This is a genomic window from Brevibacillus jepli (genome assembly GCF_047229145.1).
Classification (GTDB): domain Bacteria; phylum Bacillota; class Bacilli; order Brevibacillales; family Brevibacillaceae; genus Brevibacillus.
In genome coordinates, this window is sequence record NZ_JBFEFW010000025.1 from 70,227 (window position 1) to 88,891 (window position 18,665).

Here is an 18,665-nt window from a genome sequence, read left to right on the forward strand (position 1 = left end):
TGAAAAAACGAAAGGAAGATGATTATGCTCGCTACTCAAACACAGCGTGTATTTTCTACAGTTCCCTTGAAAAATAAAGACGTAACGGTTGTTTCACCCGATCAGTTGCTGTCCCATGTGCAGGAAACTCCAAATGCCATCGTGTATCTTCTCTGGCCAGAGGATAAAGTTCTGCTCCCTCTTCTGCGGGATCATGCAACGGTGTATGTCCTTGGGAATCCGAAGAGCGAACAATACGTCGAAGAAATGAAGGATGCCATGCGGAATGGTGCCCACGACTTCCTGGATCGTACGGATCATGTTTCCACCGCTTCATATGATACAAACGATTCGGAAACGGAAACGAAGCCTATTGAACACGTCATTCGCTTGGTACCCAGGACAAGACCATCTTCTTCGGTTCCCCGGAGCAAAGAACAGTCAAAGTTTTCGGAACCGATGGAACATGAAGAGCAGCAAAGGAAGGAAGAAAAACAAGAGTTCCATCCCCCGATTGACCAGCAACCTGAGACTGTATCCGTCAACTTCTCACGTCTGGATGAACTTCACATTCGGCCCATCGGGGGACGACAGATGTTTGTGGTTACCTCAACAAAGGGGGGGATCGGAAAAACAACCATCGCCATGAACGTGGCCCGGCTGTTGCATGATCATGCAAACGGTCGGGTCATTCTTGTTGACTTGATGCACCCACACGGCAACGTGACAACTAGAATGCGAATCAAGTCGGAAGTAAATGTGAAAACGTGGGAGCCGTATTTCGAAAACAAGGCGCAGGTAACGGATCAAGTAGTTCTCACCAAACTGGTGGTCAAGCACCCAAACGGCCTGTATGTACTGCCTGGTGTGAATGTAGGCCAATCTTGCTCTCCCGAGCTTGTCGGCTACATTTTGACCCATCTCACTCGGACATTTGACTACGTGGTGATTGATATCGGGCCAGAGCGGCAAGACCTTCTCAGTGTGGCAATGTCGATGGCGAACAGGACCCTGCTGGTCGTTGACTACGATTTGGCAACCATCAAGGATTCACAGGAATATCTGGATCTTTGGAGCAGACGGCAACTATCCTTGGAAAAAGTCAGTGTGTTGGTGAATTTTGAGCCGATGAAGAAAGACCGGAATACCCTTACGAGGGAAAAGTGCAAAGCATATTTGAATGGGTTGTCTATCATCGGGTTTTTGCCGGAGGCTTCCGGCATGCGAGCGATTCATAATGAAGGGAAGGTATTGGTGCAGGAAGATAAATCCCATCCCTTTTCTGTTGCCCTCATTGGAGTGATGGAAACTCTCGTATCTGGATTCGCGGTGAAAGAAAAACGCGGATTTTTTGCGAGACTGTTTGGAGGGAAATAATGATGAAAAAGTTGTTCGCAATTGTCGTGGCGCTTTCCTTAGTGGGAAGCGCCCACTCTTTTGCGTTCGCGGAAAAAAAGGCTACGGTATCCATTCCGGAAGGGACGAGCGCTTATAAAATCGTGGACAAGGAGGGGAATTTTGTAGATTTGGAGTTTACGTACAAAAAGGATGAAATAACGGTGGTGGTTACGGTTCCCAATACCGAAAACGATCCCCAAATTATAACGGTTCCTCTTGAAAATACTGAAAAAAGGGACGAAGACAGTGCTGACAGTACCGGCGGAGATCTGAAGAATGATTCGATATTCAGTGTACCCACGGATTCTGTAAACCATTGGGCGAGAAACGACATTTTGCTAATGACCCAACTCGGGTTACTGAAAGGTTATCCAGATGGAACGTTTAAGCCGGAAAAAACCATCACGAGAGCGGAATATGCTGCGCTCTTGGAGCGTGTGTTAAAAATGGCATCAACAGTTCCGAAGCCAGTGGAAACAACGGTCTTTTCTGATGTAAAACCAGATGATTGGTTTTTCGGGCCGGTTTCTTCTCTGGTAGTCCGTAAGAACATTAATCCGGAAGTATATTCGGAAGGGCATTTCTTCCCTAATGCTGCGATCCCGCGTGAAGAGATTGCCCTCTGGACAGCCGTAGATGTTCCTGAAGTCTCTTCGCAAGATGTGAAGTTCAAGGACGAGAGTGCCATGAAGTATCCAGTTGACGTGAAGAAAGTGGCTGCTGCTGGGCTCTTAAAGGGCTTTCCGGATGGAACCTTTCGCCCCAACGGTAACACCACTCGTGCAGAAGCCGCGACTATGATGGTTCGTTTTTTGAAGATGAAAGGAATTATCAATGAACAAAATGAGCGGAAGATGTAGAGAAGGGTAGTGAGACAATGAAAAAATGGATAAAGCAAGCTACGGCTGCAATTACCGCTGCAGTATTACTGTTCTCGTCTATGCCTCTGAAAACGGAAGCTGCAACGCAGACGATCAGTTTTCCTTCCAGCCCAAGTAGATCACAGTCAAAAACCATTACCATCCCTAACCTTAAGAGTGTTACCAGTATAAGCGTAGATACAGGGACAGTTTCATACACGGTCAATGGAAATAATGTAACCATTACCGTGAACAATGGGGCTCCGACTGGAAGCCACACACCGTCTAAGACGGTGACTGACTCATTGACGAATACAACTGGTTCGTTCCCTAGTAGCATCTCTTACAATTCAGGAGGGTACTCGGGAACACTTTATAAAAGCGGAAGTGTAACCCAAGTCCAAACAGGAGGGACTTATATTCCCGCGGACTCTTTTGTTGCGGAGGAAACGAGAAGCTTTTCAAGGAGCGGTGATCCGTGCAATTTACCTCCTTTTAATGCGCCAGATAATATCCCTTATAACTCGGGAGGCTACACGGGAACACTTAAATGGGTTGAGAAGACGAATTTCAATTATGTAAGATGTCCGGAAACTGATGGAACTGATACGTTATATGCAACATCTTTGACGATTAGGTACAAGGGAACAGTTACTAGACCTGAAATCGATACACGAACGTATTCCTATACGCAGAACTATAGTGGGACCGTATACGGATCAACAACATATTATTATTCCTACAATGTAACACTCACTTATGTAGATAACACGAAACCAACTCTTACGCTGACAACGGTGGACAATCTCACCTTATCTGAAGTTTCCGGGTTCAACACTTATACAATTTCCGGGCAAATGAATGATGCCGATGTTGGAGATGTGATCACGACGAAGTATCAAATTGACTCGAATCCCGCGCAAATCATTGCTACAAATCCTTCTACTGGATCACCACAGTCATTTAATAAAACCATCACGATTGACTCAACAATCCCGGAGGGAAACCATGTGTTGAAGGTGTGGGTTGAAGACGATAAGGGAGGAAATAGCAGTATTGAATCAAGGAATTTTGTGGTGGACAAAACCCCTCCAGCAGCACCAACTTTTTCGGAAGATCCGATCGGACAGGCAGTCTCCAAAACAGTCACGATCAACTTTCCATCGGATGCAAATGTAAAAGAGTACAAGATTGATAATGGGGACTGGACGACCTATACCGAACCGCTCACGCTGACAAAAAATGCAACCATCTACGCAAGAGCAATCGATATAGCGGGTAACGAGAGTATCGCTTCACATTCCGTTACGTCGATCGGTCCGCCCAATCCAATTGTGAATGTCGTGGAGTTGTCGGAAGACAGCGTAAAAGTAACAGACACCCAAACATACCCTGACCCTGTAGAACGTCAGTTTAGCATTCTAATAGATGGTCAGAATATCCAAACCTCAAGCTGGACAGACGAAGAGGAATATACCTTCTCAGGGCTTGCCCCTAACACCATATACGATGTTCAAGTCGATGTCAGATTCAAATGAGGAGTGTGGTTATTGTGAAAAAAGTACGTCAGATAGCAATTCTAACGCTGTTAGGTTGCTTTTCTTTTGCTCAACTTTCATTCGCTGCAAGTGCGGTTTCTACGACGATTGTTAACGTGGTAACTTTGGCAAAGACTCCTGCTAACTTGACATTGGACACGGAGGCAGCGACAGACGCGTCGCTGCCTTTGCGTTGGGATGCGAATGGAAACCCTTCAAATACCGGGTATACTCTCGAAATGTCTGAAGATCAAACCGACTGGACGGTTTTGCTGGACAAGGGCATTGACGATATGGAAGAAGCGGTTACAGGGTTGGTGGGTAATAAGATGTATTATTTTCGGGTTTCGTCGTTCAACCAGGATTCGCCTCCAAAAACAAACGGAGAGTACCTGACCGGTCAATTCCTGACAAAACCTGCTAAACCTGCAACACCGACCGGAAGTGTCGATGGCCAAACCATCACGGTCAACTGGGAGAACGAGCCTGGTACGACGACCAAGCTGTTTGACAGCAACGATCAGCAGCTCACGATAGATGACGGGGACACAAGCAAAACATTGGCCGACTTAACACCGGATACCGCCTATGAGTTTTACATTGTTCATTCCAATACGACAGGTGATTCAGTGCCATCAGATAAAGTGAAGATCTGGACGGATGCCAAGGAGCCAGCTAATTTACGAGTGACTGACAGCACTGAAACGTCTTTGACCGTTGCGATTGATGCAAACGGGAATCCGTCTACAACCCAATACAAATATCGTATCATCACAATCGATGGTACGGCTATTGATGAAAGTGACTGGACTACAGACCTGACCTACAACTTTGGCTCTTTATCTCCCGGAAGGTATCGGGTATACGCAAAAGCCCGAAATAACCCGCAAAACCCGAATGCGAAGGAAACGGCCGAGATCGAGCTGGTGACGGGGACTGTACCAGCTGCACCTACGGTTAATACCGTTCCGACGGAAGACTCGATCACAGTAACGCTTACACCGAATTCAGATTCGACGAATGTTGAGTTCCGAATTGTCCTGCAGGATGAGAATGGCCAGGAGGTTGCGACTACAGATTGGGCTCAACAAGGTACGGGATGGGCTGCCTCCGAACTGACGTACACGTTTACCGGTTTGCAGCCCAATCGAAAATACAAGGTGCTTGGGGAAGCACGATATGCAGAGTAAGGAGGTTTCATGATGAAACAGCGCTGGAGAAAGGTTGGCTTGGCCCTTGTATTCCTTGCAGGCCAACCTGCTCATACAATTTTTGCGGCCAATCTGTCTGTAGTGGCTGAGCAAGAGGAATGGACACTGGCAACTGTACCTAAGTTGTCTGTAGCCGGGGTGTCTGGAAATACACACACTGTTCAAATTGACACGAATAACCCATCGGGAACGGAAATGAAAATGGAGAAGTCGGGATCTCCCGACTTCTCTGTTTTTGATGTCGTGCAAGATTGGACCCCACACAATGACGGAGATACGTTTACCCTTGACCTGCAAGATGCGGAAACCGTGTATATCCGTATCAAAGCACGAAATGGGAAAGGGCTTGAGACTTTGTACTCGGAGCCTCTAACACTCATTCAGGCTCCAGCCATGCCTACCTTGGCTTCTCAAGATAGTACGGATCGTAGTATAACCTTGGTTGTCAACCCTGTACAGGGGGCACATGTTTACAAAGTGAAACGCTCCGATTGGGATGAGGCGAAAGTGTTTACAGACACGACTTTTACAGATGACACGGTTTCACCAGGAAGGCCGTACACGTACGAGTTTTGGGCTGAAAATAGTGTCATGAGCAACAAGAATATGATTACCATTTGGACCAAGCCGGCGCCGCCGATCTTGAAGGTCCAAAACGTGACCGCAACGAGCATTACGTTAAAAGTTGACCTCAATGGGAATCCGGATGATGTTTTAATAGAGGCTAAACGTGAAGGAGGAAACCCTGTTGTAAATGGAACCTTGATCGAAGAAACCGGACTCAAGGAGAATACGGAGTACACCTATGAGGCCCGGGTTGAGTCTTCCAATCACGAGTATTCCGAATGGGTTTCAGAAACATTCCGAACGGGAATGATTCCAGTTACTTCTGATCCCGATCAGGAATTTGACAAAGCAGCGGAGGACATCTTCTCCGAGGTTGTGTACCAGGTGGACGCTGACGATACAGGGGCATGGGTCGATGTAATTGTGAAAAACACACGTGGAATGGATGTTCAGGGGACAGTCAATGGGGTTACTCAATCCTTGGGTGACGAATCCGTTCGATTTGGTGATCTTGAGTGGAACCAGGATTATGTTCTGACAATTGTAGTCAGTGACGGTACCAGAAAGAGAGAAAGGCAATTTACAATAAAAACCCCGGAAAAACGTACATCAGAAGAGGAGACATTCAGGAAAGAGGCAGCACAGATTATCCAATCCATCAACCTGGTCGCCGATGGTCAGATCAACTCCGGAAAAGCCTGGATTGACGTTGAGGTACCACAATCCAACTACGCTGTGGTCGCAACCATCGAAGGGGTTTCCCAAGAGATTACGAAGAAAGCACGCTTTGAAAATCTGAATGACAAAACCGCCTATGTCGTTTCTTTCGAGGTACGTAATGGCAAATACTTGTATCGTGGACAACGGGAGATTACAACCCCAAACCGGACAGCTCCGGAGGTTGTAAACATATCGAAAAACGGCGGTCATTTGCAGATTGAGGTTCTGACCCATTCAGAGCTGAAGAATTGATCGACAGCGACCCTTGTCAGAAAATGATAAGGGTATTTTTTTAATCATTAAAAGAAAAAATGATTGCAAACATTGGTTGGATATGGTAATGTGAGTATTGACGATAAGTAAGTGCTTGAAGTGCGCTTTTCTATTGATTGTGGTGTCCACAACGAAAAGCTCTCAGGATCGTAAAAGCAGTTTACCCGGTATATCAGGTTGAAGGGTGATCTGCTTCTACTCTCGAGTGTTTTATGATATGCTAATTACAACAGTAATTGTACACACTAAAAAAGACCAACAGCGCGGCAACGCTGCGGTCCTGCACAATAGTCGTTCCCCGCAAGGGGCGGCTCAATACTTGGTGTGAAATAGGCCGCTGAGGTGCTAACTCAAGGGCGGTCTATTTCCTTTTGTGGAAAGACAGTATGGCTACGAGCAACATGCCAAAGGCAAGCATCAGCGAAAGAGCTTCGTATACTGTCATTGTCTCACCCCCTTTCCCTGATGGGGTAGAGAGTGAGCCGACCACCCTTGAGGAGCCGTTTCTATTGTGCAAGAAAATTATACCATACCGGAACAAGAAAATGGCTTTATCTGGAACGTCAAAATGGACTTTCATAGCAAAAAGAAGTATAATAACCACCAAAGAGGGTCATACAATAAAAATGACCGCAGGTGCTGGGAACACCTACGGTCCTGCACAATAGACGTCCCCCAACAAGGGGGCGGCTCAAATCGTTGGTGAGTAGACCTCCAGGCCTACCAAGCTCAAGGGAGGTCTACTTCTTTTTGTGGAATGACAGCACGGCTACGATCAGCAGACCGAAAGTAAGCATTAATGAAAGTGCTTCGTACACTGTCACGATCTCACCCCCTTCCCTGATGGGATAGAGAGTGAGCCGACCACCCTTGAGGAGCCGATTCTATTGTGCTAGTCATAGTATACCATAATGTCACAAAAAAAGGTTTTATCTGGATCGTCAAAATGGACTTTTGCAGCAAAAAGAAGTATAATAACCACCAAAGAGGATCATACAATAACAAAGACCGCAGGTGCTCGCAACACCTACGGTCCTGCACAATAGACGTTCCCCACAAGGGGGCGGCTCAAGTTCATTTCGGAATAGACCGCGCGAGTTGCTAGCTCAAGGGCGGTCTATTTCTTTTTGAGGTAAGTCAGCAAAGCCAAGATGAACATACCAAACATGAACATCAATGACAGTGCTTGATAAACCTCCATCAGCCTCACCCCCTTTCATGAGGGGATGAGCCGACCACCCTTGAGGAGCCATGCTATTGTACAATGAAGATTATACCATGGATTGAGATTTTGAGTACCAGCCTCTGGCAAAACGCCAGGGGCTTTTCATTTTTATAGAAAGAGTTTTCGCAACTTCCAGAGGAGGGAAAAGTATGAAATAATATAACGCTAGGAAAAAATCGGGAGAGAACAAAAAAAATGAGGTGATTTCATATGAAAAAGATTCGTTTTGTTAAGTATCTCCTTGGAGCAGCTCTTATGACCGCTGCCATCAGTCCGGTCACAGTTCGCGCGGACAGTAAGGACATTCAGGTAAAGGTGGACAATGTCTCTGTCCATTTCCCAGACGCAAAGCCTTTCATTGATCCATCTACCAGTCGGACGATGATCCCGGTTCGCTTTGTTAGTGAGAAACTGGGCGCCTCAGTAGACTGGGATGGAGCAAAACAAACCGTCATTATGAACAAGGACGGAAAGCAAATCTCGCTCAAGATCGGGGAAAAGAAGGCAGTCGTAGCCGGTCAAGAGATCACTTTTGATGCAGCTGCCACGCTGCAAAACAATCGCACTTTCGTTCCGCTGCGATTTGTCAGTGAAGCCTACGGCGCAAAAGTAGACTGGTTGGCAACTGAACGACTTGTACTGATCACCACAAACCTGCCTGATGGGACTGGAACTCCAGGCACGGCAACACCAAGCACCGGCCAACCAGGAACAACCAATCCGGGAAGTGGGAATTCTTCAGTTACGCCCGGCAGTTCAGGTGTAGGGTCGAAAGTTGGTCTGGATGAGCAGTTTACGGTTGTAGCTCCTTCTTATCCTGACTTCCTTCTCCCCAAAGATTCTACAACTGAGCCGGCGGTTGAAGCCTTTCTTAACAGCTTGAAGTTCGAAAACGGAGTAATAACAGGTAAAATTCCTCAACTGCCGGAAGGGCATGTTATGGCGCTTACGTATACGGATGATAAAGACAAAAATCTGAATCAGAATTTAACGAAAACTAAAGAAGGTGAATCATTCTCTATTACGGTCAGTGAGAATGGTGGACAAATAAACTTTGCTATTTTCCAAGGGAATGTTGGGAAAAATGGAGTGTTTGTATATGTCCCGGAGATGAAAGTCGAATGGGGTGCTAAGAGATGAAACCACGAAGAATTATTTGTTTGGCACTTACTTTTATTTTCTTGACTTCGACGATGGTCTCGGCAGCTGCAACTTATCCCTATGGGAAACATTATTATGGGGAAAAAGACATTTACTTGCAAGGTGATTTATCTTCTTCCGGTCTATCAGGTGTCCAATGGAGGCCTTCGTTCGCCTATCGGCACGATCTGAAAATCAGGAACGTTATTACCGGAGTGGAAACCCCAACTAGCGGTTACTTGCAAACGGTCCAATTCGACATCCAACCACTTCCTGGTATAGAACCAGAAGACAAGTTTAAAGACAAGTCTGGGTATCACTTAATTCCACTTGAGGAAGAACTCATTAAAGACCTGGTGGCTAAGGCGAATGGTAATGCCCAATGGGTATGGGAGCAAGTCAGCAAGTCTAATCCTCACCCGATTGTAAAACAATACTTGGTTAACAACGTCCCCTATATCGACATAGGGGCCGTTTTTTATTTATCCGGTGGTGGTTTGAACAATATAGCCCGAGTAGAAAATGGAGATGGAATTACATCGCCATTGTTCCAAACTCACTATGACAGCACACCATGGCCTTCCATTCCTATCCTGGAACAAAATTCGGATGGGAGTCTTCGTATTAAAGCGTTGGCCCACTCGATTTATGATACGGCGATCACTGGAGTAATCACCGTCAACGGAACGGATACGAAGGAGCTCTTTTCGAGAAATTCGCCGGTCAACAACTACACCGTTACCTATGAGGGGAATGTTCCCTTGTCTGAACTGCCCGGTTTAAAACAGGGGCAAAACCAAGTAACACTGACGGTCAGTGACAAGTTTGGGAGAACCGCTTCCAAATCGATTGTCATTCAAAATGGAATCACACAGGGCTGCCAACCCGTTCTTGTGAAGATGAGGGATACGACGCAGAGAATTTACTTCCCGGATGTGACTGACGGAACCAATATTAAGTATGGAGGACCTCTTGTCTGGGGGATGCAGTATAACTCTGCGTTATGCACCGTACTTGAATCGGTCAACAAAAACTATGGGATTGGCGGCCAACTGAATCAACCAGTTCGAGTATCAGACGTTCAAAGCAGCATCTTTTTGAATCTTTGGGAATTTAAAATTGGCAAAAGCAAGAATGGGGTCATCCTGGAAAATCTTTCGAAAGAGACGAGGCCATTGGTAGCCTACCTCGTTGAGACAAAGGGAGAAAAGTTCTTGAAACGATATGAGGTGAATAAAGGCCAATCGGTGGAGATCGTTCTTCCAGAGAAGAAGTACAAGGGTGAATATTCCATCCAGTTCCCGTCCCCATTGGTTGACAGCGGTTTTTGGGCTAAGGCCACCACAACGAGTGAAGGACTGTCAGCCAGCTACACTTATCCAGATGAGGTAAAGGGAGCCATTCAAGCGATTGTTAATTTCCAAAAGTGAGAGGTGGGATAGTTGAGGAACAGAAGGAAAATCCTGCTCCCGTTAATCGTAATTGTGTTCCTGCTGGGTACGATTTTCCCCGCGTCAAGTTTTTCAACAAGTCGGCCACCTGTGATCTACTCGCTGACGATCAATGGGCAAAATGATTCGACAGTGTATGTAGACGTAGGGGAAGTCAGTTATTCAATTTTGTTGGAAAGCTTCTCAGCGAACAAGAAGGCGATAGTCTCCCTGGAGTACAGGAACACTGAGACCAATCAAACGACAACAGTTTTTGAAGAACAATGGCTTGAAGAAAAGGCAAACTCCGGGACTTTTTCTCTTCAAAAGGGGACGTATGAGGTCACACTTCATGCGAAAGATGAAGAAGGGTATATAGCGCAACCTTATACGGTAACGGTTATTGCAGGCAGCGAAACGAACTTGAAGCTGCTTGAGGTGAGTCCCAATCCGATCCTGATCAAACGAGATAAGGAGACGCGAGATGTTTCGGTAATCGTGGAAAATCAATCACCAAGTCCGAAAACAACGAATGTAGCATGGAAATGGGAGGGTGATCCACAATGGCAGGAAGTCAAGCAAGTAACTTTGCCGGGGAGGTATGAGAATCTGGGGCGCCAAACCATACCGTTTTCCATCACGTTTGACATGCAGGGGAAAAAGGAAAGAGCGATTGAATTCGTAGTGAATCCCGATCACAATCCTTTGGAACAAGAGTACGGGGACAATCACGCGAACATGATCGTTCAGTTTGACTTCGCGGATTTAGAAATCGGGGAAGGCATTTTGACTGGTAAGACAGCCACTGGAATCACAGTCGAGTTTCCTGTGAAGCAAAAGGATTTGCCGGGACGTACTCAAACGCTGGTCACATCCTTGGAATATGGGTTGGGGGCAGAAGAAACAAGATTGGGCGAGGTATCGAATATCTCACTCGGGGTTGGAGAAGAAAAATTCATTTCGGCAACATTTCCGCTGCAAAATACCGTATATGCCCGGCTCAATCCACTTGAAAATGCGCCTCCGGTTGAGTTGTATGGGTTTCATAACAACTTGGAAGTCACTACGCTTGATTTGACGAAGAACGTGAATCTGTACGTCAAATCAGTCAAAGGTGGGGTCTATCGACAGGGAGACAATGTTACGACGCTTGTACTGGTAGGGAACATACCAGATAGCGTTATGCCCGAAACAGTCGATCTCGTTCTGCGTTTCGATGGAAAGGAAGTTGGCCGACGAACTGTTCATCTGAATCCAGGCGAAGAGCGGGAAGTTCCTTTCGAGTGGAAGACGCCGGTAACTGGAAGATCTGATAGGGTGACATATAAACTGGAGGCTGAGATCCATCCTGTACCACGGAAGTTTGACGAGATCACGTACACGGACAATATCAAATCAGCAAGTGTCGTATTGCTTCCTGAAGAAGTGGTCGGGGCTGCTTGTCGCGGGACAGTGATCCAGACGACAGCGGTATCAGGCACCTATGAGTATTATTGCAATTGTACACCTGTTGGCTGCAGCATCTGCATCGGAGAGTATTATGAGTCCATAGTTGTTACACCAGAGTATCAGACGGCAACCGTAAAAGCGGGGATGGGTTTTGCCTACAAGTTGAAAACAGAATACCATAACTCCAATCCGCACAATGGAAGAAAACATGATTTCTCTTGGATCATGGCGGAATTCGATTCAGAGGAGCATCAGGGGGATACGGTTATCCTGCCGGCAGTCGAGTTGGTTCCTCAAAACCCACCACCCGAATCATCGAACATCTGGCAATTTCCACGGGCCAAGATTGAACGGGGACAGAAGGACATAGAGGCCATCGAATACCTTTACACACTCGATCCTTTGGCAGTCGATGAAAGTCAGCACGTAGATGGGCAAAACAAGTATTACACCAGCTTTTATCAAAAGGATGGCACGTATCCGTTTGCGGTGAAGGGGGAAGGGGCTGGAGTGACCTTTACTACTCATACGGATATTGAAGGCAATACGACGGCAACGCCTGTCTCACCACGTCTTTCTACATGCATCGACGAGCAATACAATATCCTTGGGAGCCCTCACGATGACTACATTTATCGACGAGTTGATCCAAACAATCCATATCCCCACAATATTCAACCGGGATGGGATTGGCAAGGATACGAATGGTATTTCGACGAACTGGCTCCCTGGTACAACAGCAATGGAAAGGACCATTCCAGCGGGCTTGATGTTACGGAATTCTCCGTCTATCCACAAGAGGCCGGGAGGTGATCACTTTGACTGGGATACCCAAGATGGTAGCCTTTTTTATTTGCTTAGCTTTTGTGATTGCGTACTTTCAAGACGTAACCATCGTTGTATTCGGAAAGGAAGACTTTCGAAGTGCGTCGATTGCGGCGGCACGGCAGGCCATTATCAAACATCAGGACTGGGCCGCTCTTCGAGTAGGTGATCCTCCTTATCTGATGCGGGAGGGGTTGGAGGATACCATAAGCCGGGTACTTCAAAACAACCTGAATGTGGGCGCGAAAGAACTACACGTGCGGATGAGTGCACAAACTTCACCCGCGCTTCTTTCTCTTGCCATAGATGCTGACTACAGCAGCTCTCTTCTCAAGCTGATGAAGGAGAATAACATATTGGTAAACGTCCCGGTGCAGACAACAGAGATCATCGAATCGAAGTACGACGTAAAAAACTATGAGTAAACAGAAAAGGTGGTGAATGGGCGCGCTTCAAGCGCCTTTTTCTTATGCAAAGAACAGTGAGGATTGTCATCCTTCTTATGCTTACTGCTTTGGTTGGAGGGGGTGTTTACTTCGGATATACAGAGTATGAAAAACGACAAAATGCATTGGTTCCGGTATTGACTGTCTCACAAGAGATTCCTCCCCGCACCATGATTACCCAAAAGATGTTTGACGATGGAGTAATAAAGGTGAGTATGCACCCAGCGAAGATTGTTCCGCCAAATGTGTTCCGAAAACCGGAAGACGTCCTGAACAAGTTTACAGCCACCAACTATACGGTGCCTCCGAACAGCTATTTGTACGTCGGCAAGGTATTGACGGCGGAGGAAATGAAAGATGGAGCGGCAATGCTCCTCAACGAAGGGGAGAAGATGATTGCGATCAACACCAATTTGCGCTCTTCCTTAGCAGCCCAGATTACGGAAGGCAGTTACATTGACCTGTGGCTGTCAGCCGTGGCTAAAGAGGACAAAAAGCCAGTAATTGGTCCGTTCCTGGAAAAAGTAAGGGTGATCGGGACGTATGCGACCAGCTCTCAAAAGTCACGGCCAACGACAGATACCGTTACCCGAAACAGCAGTGATGAGCAGCAACCGGTGACCATCGGGGCAAATGTTGTGCCGCAAACGATTCTTCTCGCAGTCAATAATGAACAGATCGCCTTGATTCAACTGGCTGAAAAACTCGGAACCATTCAAGTAGCCGGAGTGAGTTACAAGGACTATGGCAAAACAACATCAGCTACGGATAATGGGCTTTGGTCAGTCAAGGGTATGCGGGAATGGATGATGGCGGAATTGAGTAACACGTTTCAGGTTCACGAAACTACAAAGGGGGATGACCGATGATCATCAACGCAAGCAGCTATGAGCAGATTACTCTGCTCGCACGCGCTTATGGGATTGTGTGCGAAGAACGCTATGATCTTGGAGATGCACAATCACCTGTCATTCTGTCAGATACCACAGACCCGACCGGCGAAGTGGCGAATACGCTCGCGAGCCAGGGGGTTCCTGTTCTCTATTTGGCGTACGATCCTCCCGTCAACTTGTCTCCCTCGATCTCCATTTTGAAAGGAGGGGAAGTGAGATGGGAGCAAATTTACGCCTGGATTCAGTCTTCCAATCAAACCCAAGAGCAGAAGCAGCACATTGCCCATTTGAACGTGAAGCGAACGGTCGGGTTTTTTGGCATCCAACCGGGGGTAGGAGCTGGTTCGATTGCCCGGGCCTTGTCTTTTTATTCGGCCATGAATGGGAAGAAAACGCTGTACATCGACATGGACATCCGATTTCCCAAGGCTCCGTATCTGATCGGGTATAAAGATTCGCGATACACATTGGAAGGACTGTTGGAGGCACTTCAAAGCAAGGAACGGCCCAATATGGAACCCTACTTTTTGCATAAGTCCAAGATGGGGCAAGTCTCCAAACAACTGGCGGAACACTTCAAGAAGCTGCCGGATTTGTTGTACGTGCTGTCTCCGTCGGCAGACCTTGGGTTCGAGTATTTTCCAACCTTGGGGACGGACCTCAACGAGATTACCGACTACATGAAAAAAATCGTGGAAGGTGCCAAACCATTCTTTGAAAACATCATTTTTTCCATGGGAAGCGACCCGGATGAGCCGTTACACTTGGCTATACTCAGGGCTTGCGATCAACGTGTCTTTGTTATGGATACCAGTCCGTCTGCTGTGCGGTTGTTCCCGCAACGAATCAAACTGCTGGAGAACACCGGTGTTCCAACGGACGGTGCACAGGTGATTCTCAACAAGCTTCCTGAAAAGATGGACATTGACGTATTCGAGGAGTTCCTGCAGCGCAGCGTCACCTATACTGTTCCGTATGATCCGCAGATGATCACCGAGGTTCACAAATTAAACTTGCTTGGTGGAAAGTCGTTTGAGTCAGCCATCGGTGAAATCGCTGAAGGGTTATTGGGGCTAGAGAAGGAAACGAAAAGACGGGAAGCCGGTTCAAAAAAGACAGGGCGTGTCAGCCTTCTTTCACAATTTTCCCTGTTTCGAGAAAAAACCGTGTGAGGAGGGTCAGCGATGCAAAATGAAAAAATCCTGTTAAATAGAGGACGTGTAAACCTGCAACAACTGCAAAGCCAGCAGGCTGCTACGAAGTCTTCTCGGCCAGACGAAGAACAAAGTGTGGAACACACCAGTTCCGACTACGAATTGGTGCGAAATGAAGTGCGAAACTTTCTCATGAACGAACATAACAAACTTGTCCAGGATGCGCTGTTCAATAAGAAACGAAAGCCGGAGGTAGAGCGGACTATCCGCAACTACCTGCAGATCGAACGAAAGTTTGTGGCTGGCATGAGCATCGATGATGTCGTTCTCCGTATTTGGAAAGACATTTTTTCATTGGGGCCGCTGGATGATGCGTTGGAGGACAACTCCATCACGGAGATCATGATTAACGGGTACGATCAGCCGTGGGTAAAGCAAAACGGAAAAGACCGCCCAGCAGGGGATCTGATTCAATTTGACAATCAGAAGCACCTGGAGACCATCATTGTCACCAAAATCCTGAATTCATGCGGAAAGTCAGTATCGGATAAGAATCCGATTGTGGATGCGCGGATCGGTGAATGCAGGGTAAATGTGGTATGGCAACCCATCAGTCAAATGAAAGGGCCCATCTTGACCATCCGAAAGTTTCCTCCGATCACGTTGACGGAAACGGAATTTTTGGAAAAAGGAACAGCGTCGCCCGAGATGTTTGAGTTTATCAAACTAATTGTTCAAGGGGGCTGCTCCATTTGCATGGGCGGGAGTACCGGGTCGGGAAAAACCACAACCTTTAAGCTGATGGCAGGCTTCATAAAAAAAGGCGAACGAGTCGTTGTCATTGAAGACACCGCCGAAATGCGATTGGAAAAGTTGTATCCCTATGAGGAAGGCTATCACTTTATTTCGGAAGAGTGTCGGATTATGGAAGATGAGTCGTTGGACATTGTGATCCAAAAGTTGGTCGTTACCAGTTTGCGTCAGACACCAAAGCGGTTGATCATCGGGGAGATTCGCAAAGAGAAGGATCTCTTGGCGGCGATTGAGGCTGCCTTGATTGGGCACCCGTTGTGGTTTACCATGCATGGCCTCAGTGCTTCAGAATTGGCAGAACGGATTAGTATGCTTTTGGCACGGTTTATGGCCAAACAGGACGCCAATCGGCTGTTATCCAAGTCGCTTAACATTATCATGATGCAGAAGCATTTTGCTGAAGATGACCGCCGCCGCGTGTTTGAAATCGTGGAGATTGTTGGCGTTGACAAAGACGGAGAATTGATCCTCAACCCGATCTTCGAGTATGACTGGGATCATAAAAAGTTTGTTCGCAGCAACCCCATTTCTGAACGTCTGGTCAAAATGTTCCAACATGCAGAAATTCCAAGAACGAGATACGAAAAGTATCTCCAACCCGCTGGTTGAGGTGGCAACGATGAGCATGGCGATTTTGTTAGCTGTAGGAGCCACGTTATTTTGCTTCCTTCTCTTGCTATGGTTTGAGTCCGGGAAAAGAGAGACGATCAAGTGGATTGAACTGCACAAGCCAGCAAAAAGAGAGCGCAATAGTTTTTTTGCCGAGGGAGAAAGGCTGGGGGTTTCGGTTCAGAAACAAGTCATATGGTGGGGACTTGCTTTCGGAATCGGAGTCGGCTTGTCTTTTCTTTTTCTCAACCCATTTATTCCAATACTCGTTTTGGTCGCCAATTACTTCTCAATCAAGATGTTTTACTTAAATAAAGAACGCCATATTCGGGATCTGGCGAAAGAGCAGTTGGGACCGGCGCTTCAAAATTTGGGCGCCGCTTTTCGCATTCAAAAAAACTGGAAACGTGCGTTGGAGACCACGATTCCGAGCCTGGACGAGCCGTTGAAAAGCGAGTTCATGCGTGTGTACCAGCTTCACAGCAGTGATGTTTTGATTGGGGAAGCCCTACAGGAGATGATGGAACGGCTCAAAGTACCCGAAATGAACTTGTTTGTGAAGATGGCCGAGATCAGTCAATCGGTTGGCGACAGCGCAGCCGAAGGCGTATTGGTTGCGGGTGCCTTCTTTCAAACCAAGCGATTGGCAAGAATGGAGCTGGCCAATGCCATGCTAAGTGCTGTTCGAGAGAATCGTTGGCTGTCCTATTTGTTCATTGCTGCAGTGGCATTTTTCCGGTTCTTTCAGCCAGAAATATTTGCAGTGTACACAAATAGTTTGGTAGGCCAATGCTTGTTAACCGTGTATCTGGGGATTGCTCTTTTTGTCCCCGTCGTGAGTTATTTCATTATCCGAAAAGAGGTGTGATCGTTGATCTTTCTCGTTTTTGGGGGAGGGTTACTGGCCTTCCTCCTTTTTCTAATCCTGTTTTACCTGTTTCAGCCCTCGTCAACCTATCGGGCATCAATTCTTTTAGAGGAAGCCAAACCCGATCAAACATGGCACCGGTCATTCGAGTTTCTTTTTCCTCTGACCAACAAGTACTTGCGGCGAACCAGAGCTGCGATTGAGCAAGAACTACTGGATGCTGATTCGAGGAAGACACCTGAGCAGATTGTCGTTGAACAATTTGTGTACATGGTCGGTGTGTTGTTGCTGTTTCTTATTGTTCACTTGTTCGTGAAATCTTGGTTCATACTCGTTCTGGGTATCCTTTTAGCCGTATACTTTTTCTTCGAGCCGAGGAGAGAGCTTAAAAACAAAGCGAAGAAATTGCGGGAAGAGATACGAAAGGAAACGCCCAACTTTGCATTGACGGTCAGACTCTTGCTCAAGGGGCAAAAGACCCCAGCAGATGCGCTGCGAATTGCTTGCGAACACGGAACAGGTAGTGGGCTGAGAGCGTATGCGGAAGTACTCAAACAAGACTTGGAGTTTCTGTCACCGCAGGAGGCAGTTCAAAAATTTGCCAGAAGTACAAAGGTGCCGGAATTGATTGAATTCAGTACAGCTCTTTCTCAATACATGACAGTAGGGCCCGGTAAAGATGGTCAGGAAATCTTGGGGCAAATGGAATCGACGTTTCGGGAGTTGGACAAAAAACTCATGGAGCGCGAAAAGCAAGTACGTCCTGCCAAGGTAAAAGCGATGAATATGATCATTGCCTTGGACGGTATCCTGTTTATTGCCACGCTGATGGCGTTGTATTTGGTGAGTATGCTGTCCAAAGGGCCGGCCTTTTAAGGGGGGCGAGCAGTTTGAGAGATCCCCCTATGGAGTAGATGCAATCTCTAAGAAATCAAGCCAAAAAAATATGTAGGAGAGGATTACGATGTGGAAAAAAATGATTCAAAAAGGAAAAGTCCTGTTTAAACCGCTCCGCAACGATCGTGGTACGGTGCTGATGGAAAAGAAAATTCTGTTGGTCGTCATTGTCGTAGGTGTTTTTGGATTCAGTTCCCTTGGCTATACGTTCTTAAAAGACTATTGGAGCCAAACATCCGACAACATCAAAAACAACAGCCAAATCAACGAAGAAGTAAGCTGGTAAAAGGAGGCCGGGCAGAAATGCCCGGTTTTTCTATTTATGAAATCAATTCCGAAAGGAGAGGGTGCGAATGCGAAGGTTTCTCCG

Annotated in this window: 18 protein-coding genes; 15 read left to right on the forward strand and 3 right to left on the reverse strand. The window is 46.8% G+C overall.

All coding sequences use genetic code 11. From position 1 onward, the window contains the following. Positions 1-24: 24 nt before the first annotated feature. From AB1L17_RS23415 to AB1L17_RS23435, 5 genes are read left to right on the forward strand one after another with little or no spacing between them, the layout of a single operon-like run. Entirely contained in the window at positions 25-1,356 is a 1,332-nt protein-coding gene (locus AB1L17_RS23415; RefSeq protein WP_412847307.1) for a CpaE/TadZ family protein, read from the forward strand. Next, positions 1,356-2,237 (forward strand): S-layer homology domain-containing protein, encoded by an 882-nt coding sequence (locus AB1L17_RS23420; RefSeq protein ID WP_412847306.1) that lies wholly within the window; start codon positions 1,356-1,358, stop codon positions 2,235-2,237. Before AB1L17_RS23415 ends, AB1L17_RS23420 begins: the two co-directional genes overlap by 1 nt. A gap of 17 nt (positions 2,238-2,254) precedes the next feature. After that, on the forward strand, positions 2,255-3,775 hold the full coding sequence (locus AB1L17_RS23425) for a hypothetical protein (protein WP_412847304.1): 1,521 nt from the start codon (positions 2,255-2,257) through the stop codon (positions 3,773-3,775). Between the two features lie 14 nt (positions 3,776-3,789). Then, entirely contained in the window at positions 3,790-4,965 is a 1,176-nt protein-coding gene (locus AB1L17_RS23430) for a triple tyrosine motif-containing protein (RefSeq protein WP_412847303.1), read from the forward strand. A 9-nt stretch (positions 4,966-4,974) separates the two neighbouring features. Next, positions 4,975-6,525, forward strand: a complete 1,551-nt coding sequence (locus tag AB1L17_RS23435; RefSeq protein WP_412847302.1) for a fibronectin type III domain-containing protein — start codon at positions 4,975-4,977, stop codon at positions 6,523-6,525. Between the two features lie 382 nt (positions 6,526-6,907). Here the strand turns inward: AB1L17_RS23435 and AB1L17_RS23440 are convergent, their stop codons facing one another. The 3 genes from AB1L17_RS23440 to AB1L17_RS23450 form a co-directional block, all read right to left on the reverse strand. After that, on the reverse strand, positions 6,908-7,126 hold the full coding sequence (locus AB1L17_RS23440; protein WP_412848890.1) for a putative holin-like toxin: 219 nt from the start codon (positions 7,124-7,126) through the stop codon (positions 6,908-6,910). 160 nt (positions 7,127-7,286) lie between these two features. After that, positions 7,287-7,370 carry a putative holin-like toxin gene (locus tag AB1L17_RS23445; RefSeq protein WP_412848891.1) on the reverse strand — a complete coding sequence of 28 codons (84 nt, stop codon included), beginning with the start codon at positions 7,368-7,370 and terminating at the stop codon, positions 7,287-7,289. 293 nt (positions 7,371-7,663) lie between these two features. Further along, on the reverse strand, positions 7,664-7,747 hold the full coding sequence (locus AB1L17_RS23450; protein WP_116335379.1) for a putative holin-like toxin: 84 nt from the start codon (positions 7,745-7,747) through the stop codon (positions 7,664-7,666). A gap of 234 nt (positions 7,748-7,981) precedes the next feature. On the opposite strand from AB1L17_RS23450, the gene AB1L17_RS23455 reads away from it, so the two are divergent. From AB1L17_RS23455 to AB1L17_RS23500, 10 genes are all read left to right on the forward strand, one after another. Next, a complete protein-coding gene (locus tag AB1L17_RS23455; protein WP_412847301.1) occupies positions 7,982-8,911 on the forward strand; it encodes a stalk domain-containing protein in 930 nt (309 codons plus the stop codon). Next, a complete protein-coding gene (locus tag AB1L17_RS23460) occupies positions 8,908-10,341 on the forward strand; it encodes a hypothetical protein (RefSeq protein ID WP_412847299.1) in 1,434 nt (477 codons plus the stop codon). The genes AB1L17_RS23455 and AB1L17_RS23460 overlap by 4 nt, the downstream gene beginning before the upstream one ends. Before the next feature lie 12 nt (positions 10,342-10,353). Further along, complete coding sequence (locus AB1L17_RS23465; protein ID WP_412847298.1) at positions 10,354-12,603, forward strand: hypothetical protein; 2,250 nt, start codon at positions 10,354-10,356, stop codon at positions 12,601-12,603. Continuing rightward, positions 12,600-13,040, forward strand: a complete 441-nt coding sequence (locus AB1L17_RS23470) for a hypothetical protein (protein ID WP_024984549.1) — start codon at positions 12,600-12,602, stop codon at positions 13,038-13,040. Before AB1L17_RS23465 ends, AB1L17_RS23470 begins: the two co-directional genes overlap by 4 nt. 77 nt (positions 13,041-13,117) lie before the next feature. Then, positions 13,118-13,930, forward strand: coding sequence for an RcpC/CpaB family pilus assembly protein (locus AB1L17_RS23475; protein WP_342405578.1), 813 nt, complete (start codon positions 13,118-13,120; stop codon positions 13,928-13,930). Then, positions 13,927-15,126 carry a CpaE/TadZ family protein gene (locus tag AB1L17_RS23480; RefSeq protein ID WP_412847296.1) on the forward strand — a complete coding sequence of 400 codons (1,200 nt, stop codon included), beginning with the start codon at positions 13,927-13,929 and terminating at the stop codon, positions 15,124-15,126. The genes AB1L17_RS23475 and AB1L17_RS23480 overlap by 4 nt, the downstream gene beginning before the upstream one ends. 12 nt (positions 15,127-15,138) lie before the next feature. After that, positions 15,139-16,530: a TadA family conjugal transfer-associated ATPase gene (locus AB1L17_RS23485; protein ID WP_024984546.1), complete on the forward strand. Its 1,392-nt coding sequence runs from the start codon at positions 15,139-15,141 to the stop codon at positions 16,528-16,530. Positions 16,531-16,540: 10 nt separating this feature from the next. Beyond that, positions 16,541-17,398, forward strand: a complete 858-nt coding sequence (locus AB1L17_RS23490; RefSeq protein ID WP_310764576.1) for a type II secretion system F family protein — start codon at positions 16,541-16,543, stop codon at positions 17,396-17,398. A 3-nt stretch (positions 17,399-17,401) separates the two neighbouring features. Continuing rightward, entirely contained in the window at positions 17,402-18,274 is an 873-nt protein-coding gene (locus AB1L17_RS23495) for a type II secretion system F family protein (RefSeq protein ID WP_024984544.1), read from the forward strand. 88 nt (positions 18,275-18,362) lie between these two features. Next, positions 18,363-18,581, forward strand: coding sequence for a hypothetical protein (locus tag AB1L17_RS23500; protein ID WP_024984543.1), 219 nt, complete (start codon positions 18,363-18,365; stop codon positions 18,579-18,581). Positions 18,582-18,665 lie beyond the last annotated feature (84 nt).

What these genes read in the sequence shown, in the direction of transcription:
- AB1L17_RS23455 (WP_412847301.1), top strand. Translation starts at nt 7,982, where the DNA reads ATGAAAAAGATTCGTTTTGTTAAGTATCTCCTTGGAGCAGCTCTTATG.
- AB1L17_RS23425 (WP_412847304.1), top strand. Translation starts at nt 2,255, where the DNA reads ATGAAAAAATGGATAAAGCAAGCTACGGCTGCAATTACCGCTGCAGTA.
- AB1L17_RS23415 (WP_412847307.1), top strand. Translation starts at nt 25, where the DNA reads ATGCTCGCTACTCAAACACAGCGTGTATTTTCTACAGTTCCCTTGAAA.
- AB1L17_RS23480 (WP_412847296.1), top strand. Translation starts at nt 13,927, where the DNA reads ATGATCATCAACGCAAGCAGCTATGAGCAGATTACTCTGCTCGCACGC.
- AB1L17_RS23450 (WP_116335379.1), bottom strand. Translation starts at nt 7,747, where the DNA reads ATGGAGGTTTATCAAGCACTGTCATTGATGTTCATGTTTGGTATGTTC.
- AB1L17_RS23460 (WP_412847299.1), top strand. Translation starts at nt 8,908, where the DNA reads ATGAAACCACGAAGAATTATTTGTTTGGCACTTACTTTTATTTTCTTG.
- AB1L17_RS23420 (WP_412847306.1), top strand. Translation starts at nt 1,356, where the DNA reads ATGATGAAAAAGTTGTTCGCAATTGTCGTGGCGCTTTCCTTAGTGGGA.
- AB1L17_RS23435 (WP_412847302.1), top strand. Translation starts at nt 4,975, where the DNA reads ATGATGAAACAGCGCTGGAGAAAGGTTGGCTTGGCCCTTGTATTCCTT.
- AB1L17_RS23485 (WP_024984546.1), top strand. Translation starts at nt 15,139, where the DNA reads ATGCAAAATGAAAAAATCCTGTTAAATAGAGGACGTGTAAACCTGCAA.
- AB1L17_RS23475 (WP_342405578.1), top strand. Translation starts at nt 13,118, where the DNA reads ATGCTTACTGCTTTGGTTGGAGGGGGTGTTTACTTCGGATATACAGAG.
- AB1L17_RS23500 (WP_024984543.1), top strand. Translation starts at nt 18,363, where the DNA reads ATGTGGAAAAAAATGATTCAAAAAGGAAAAGTCCTGTTTAAACCGCTC.
- AB1L17_RS23490 (WP_310764576.1), top strand. Translation starts at nt 16,541, where the DNA reads ATGAGCATGGCGATTTTGTTAGCTGTAGGAGCCACGTTATTTTGCTTC.
- AB1L17_RS23440 (WP_412848890.1), bottom strand. Translation starts at nt 7,126, where the DNA reads ATGAAAGTCCATTTTGACGTTCCAGATAAAGCCATTTTCTTGTTCCGG.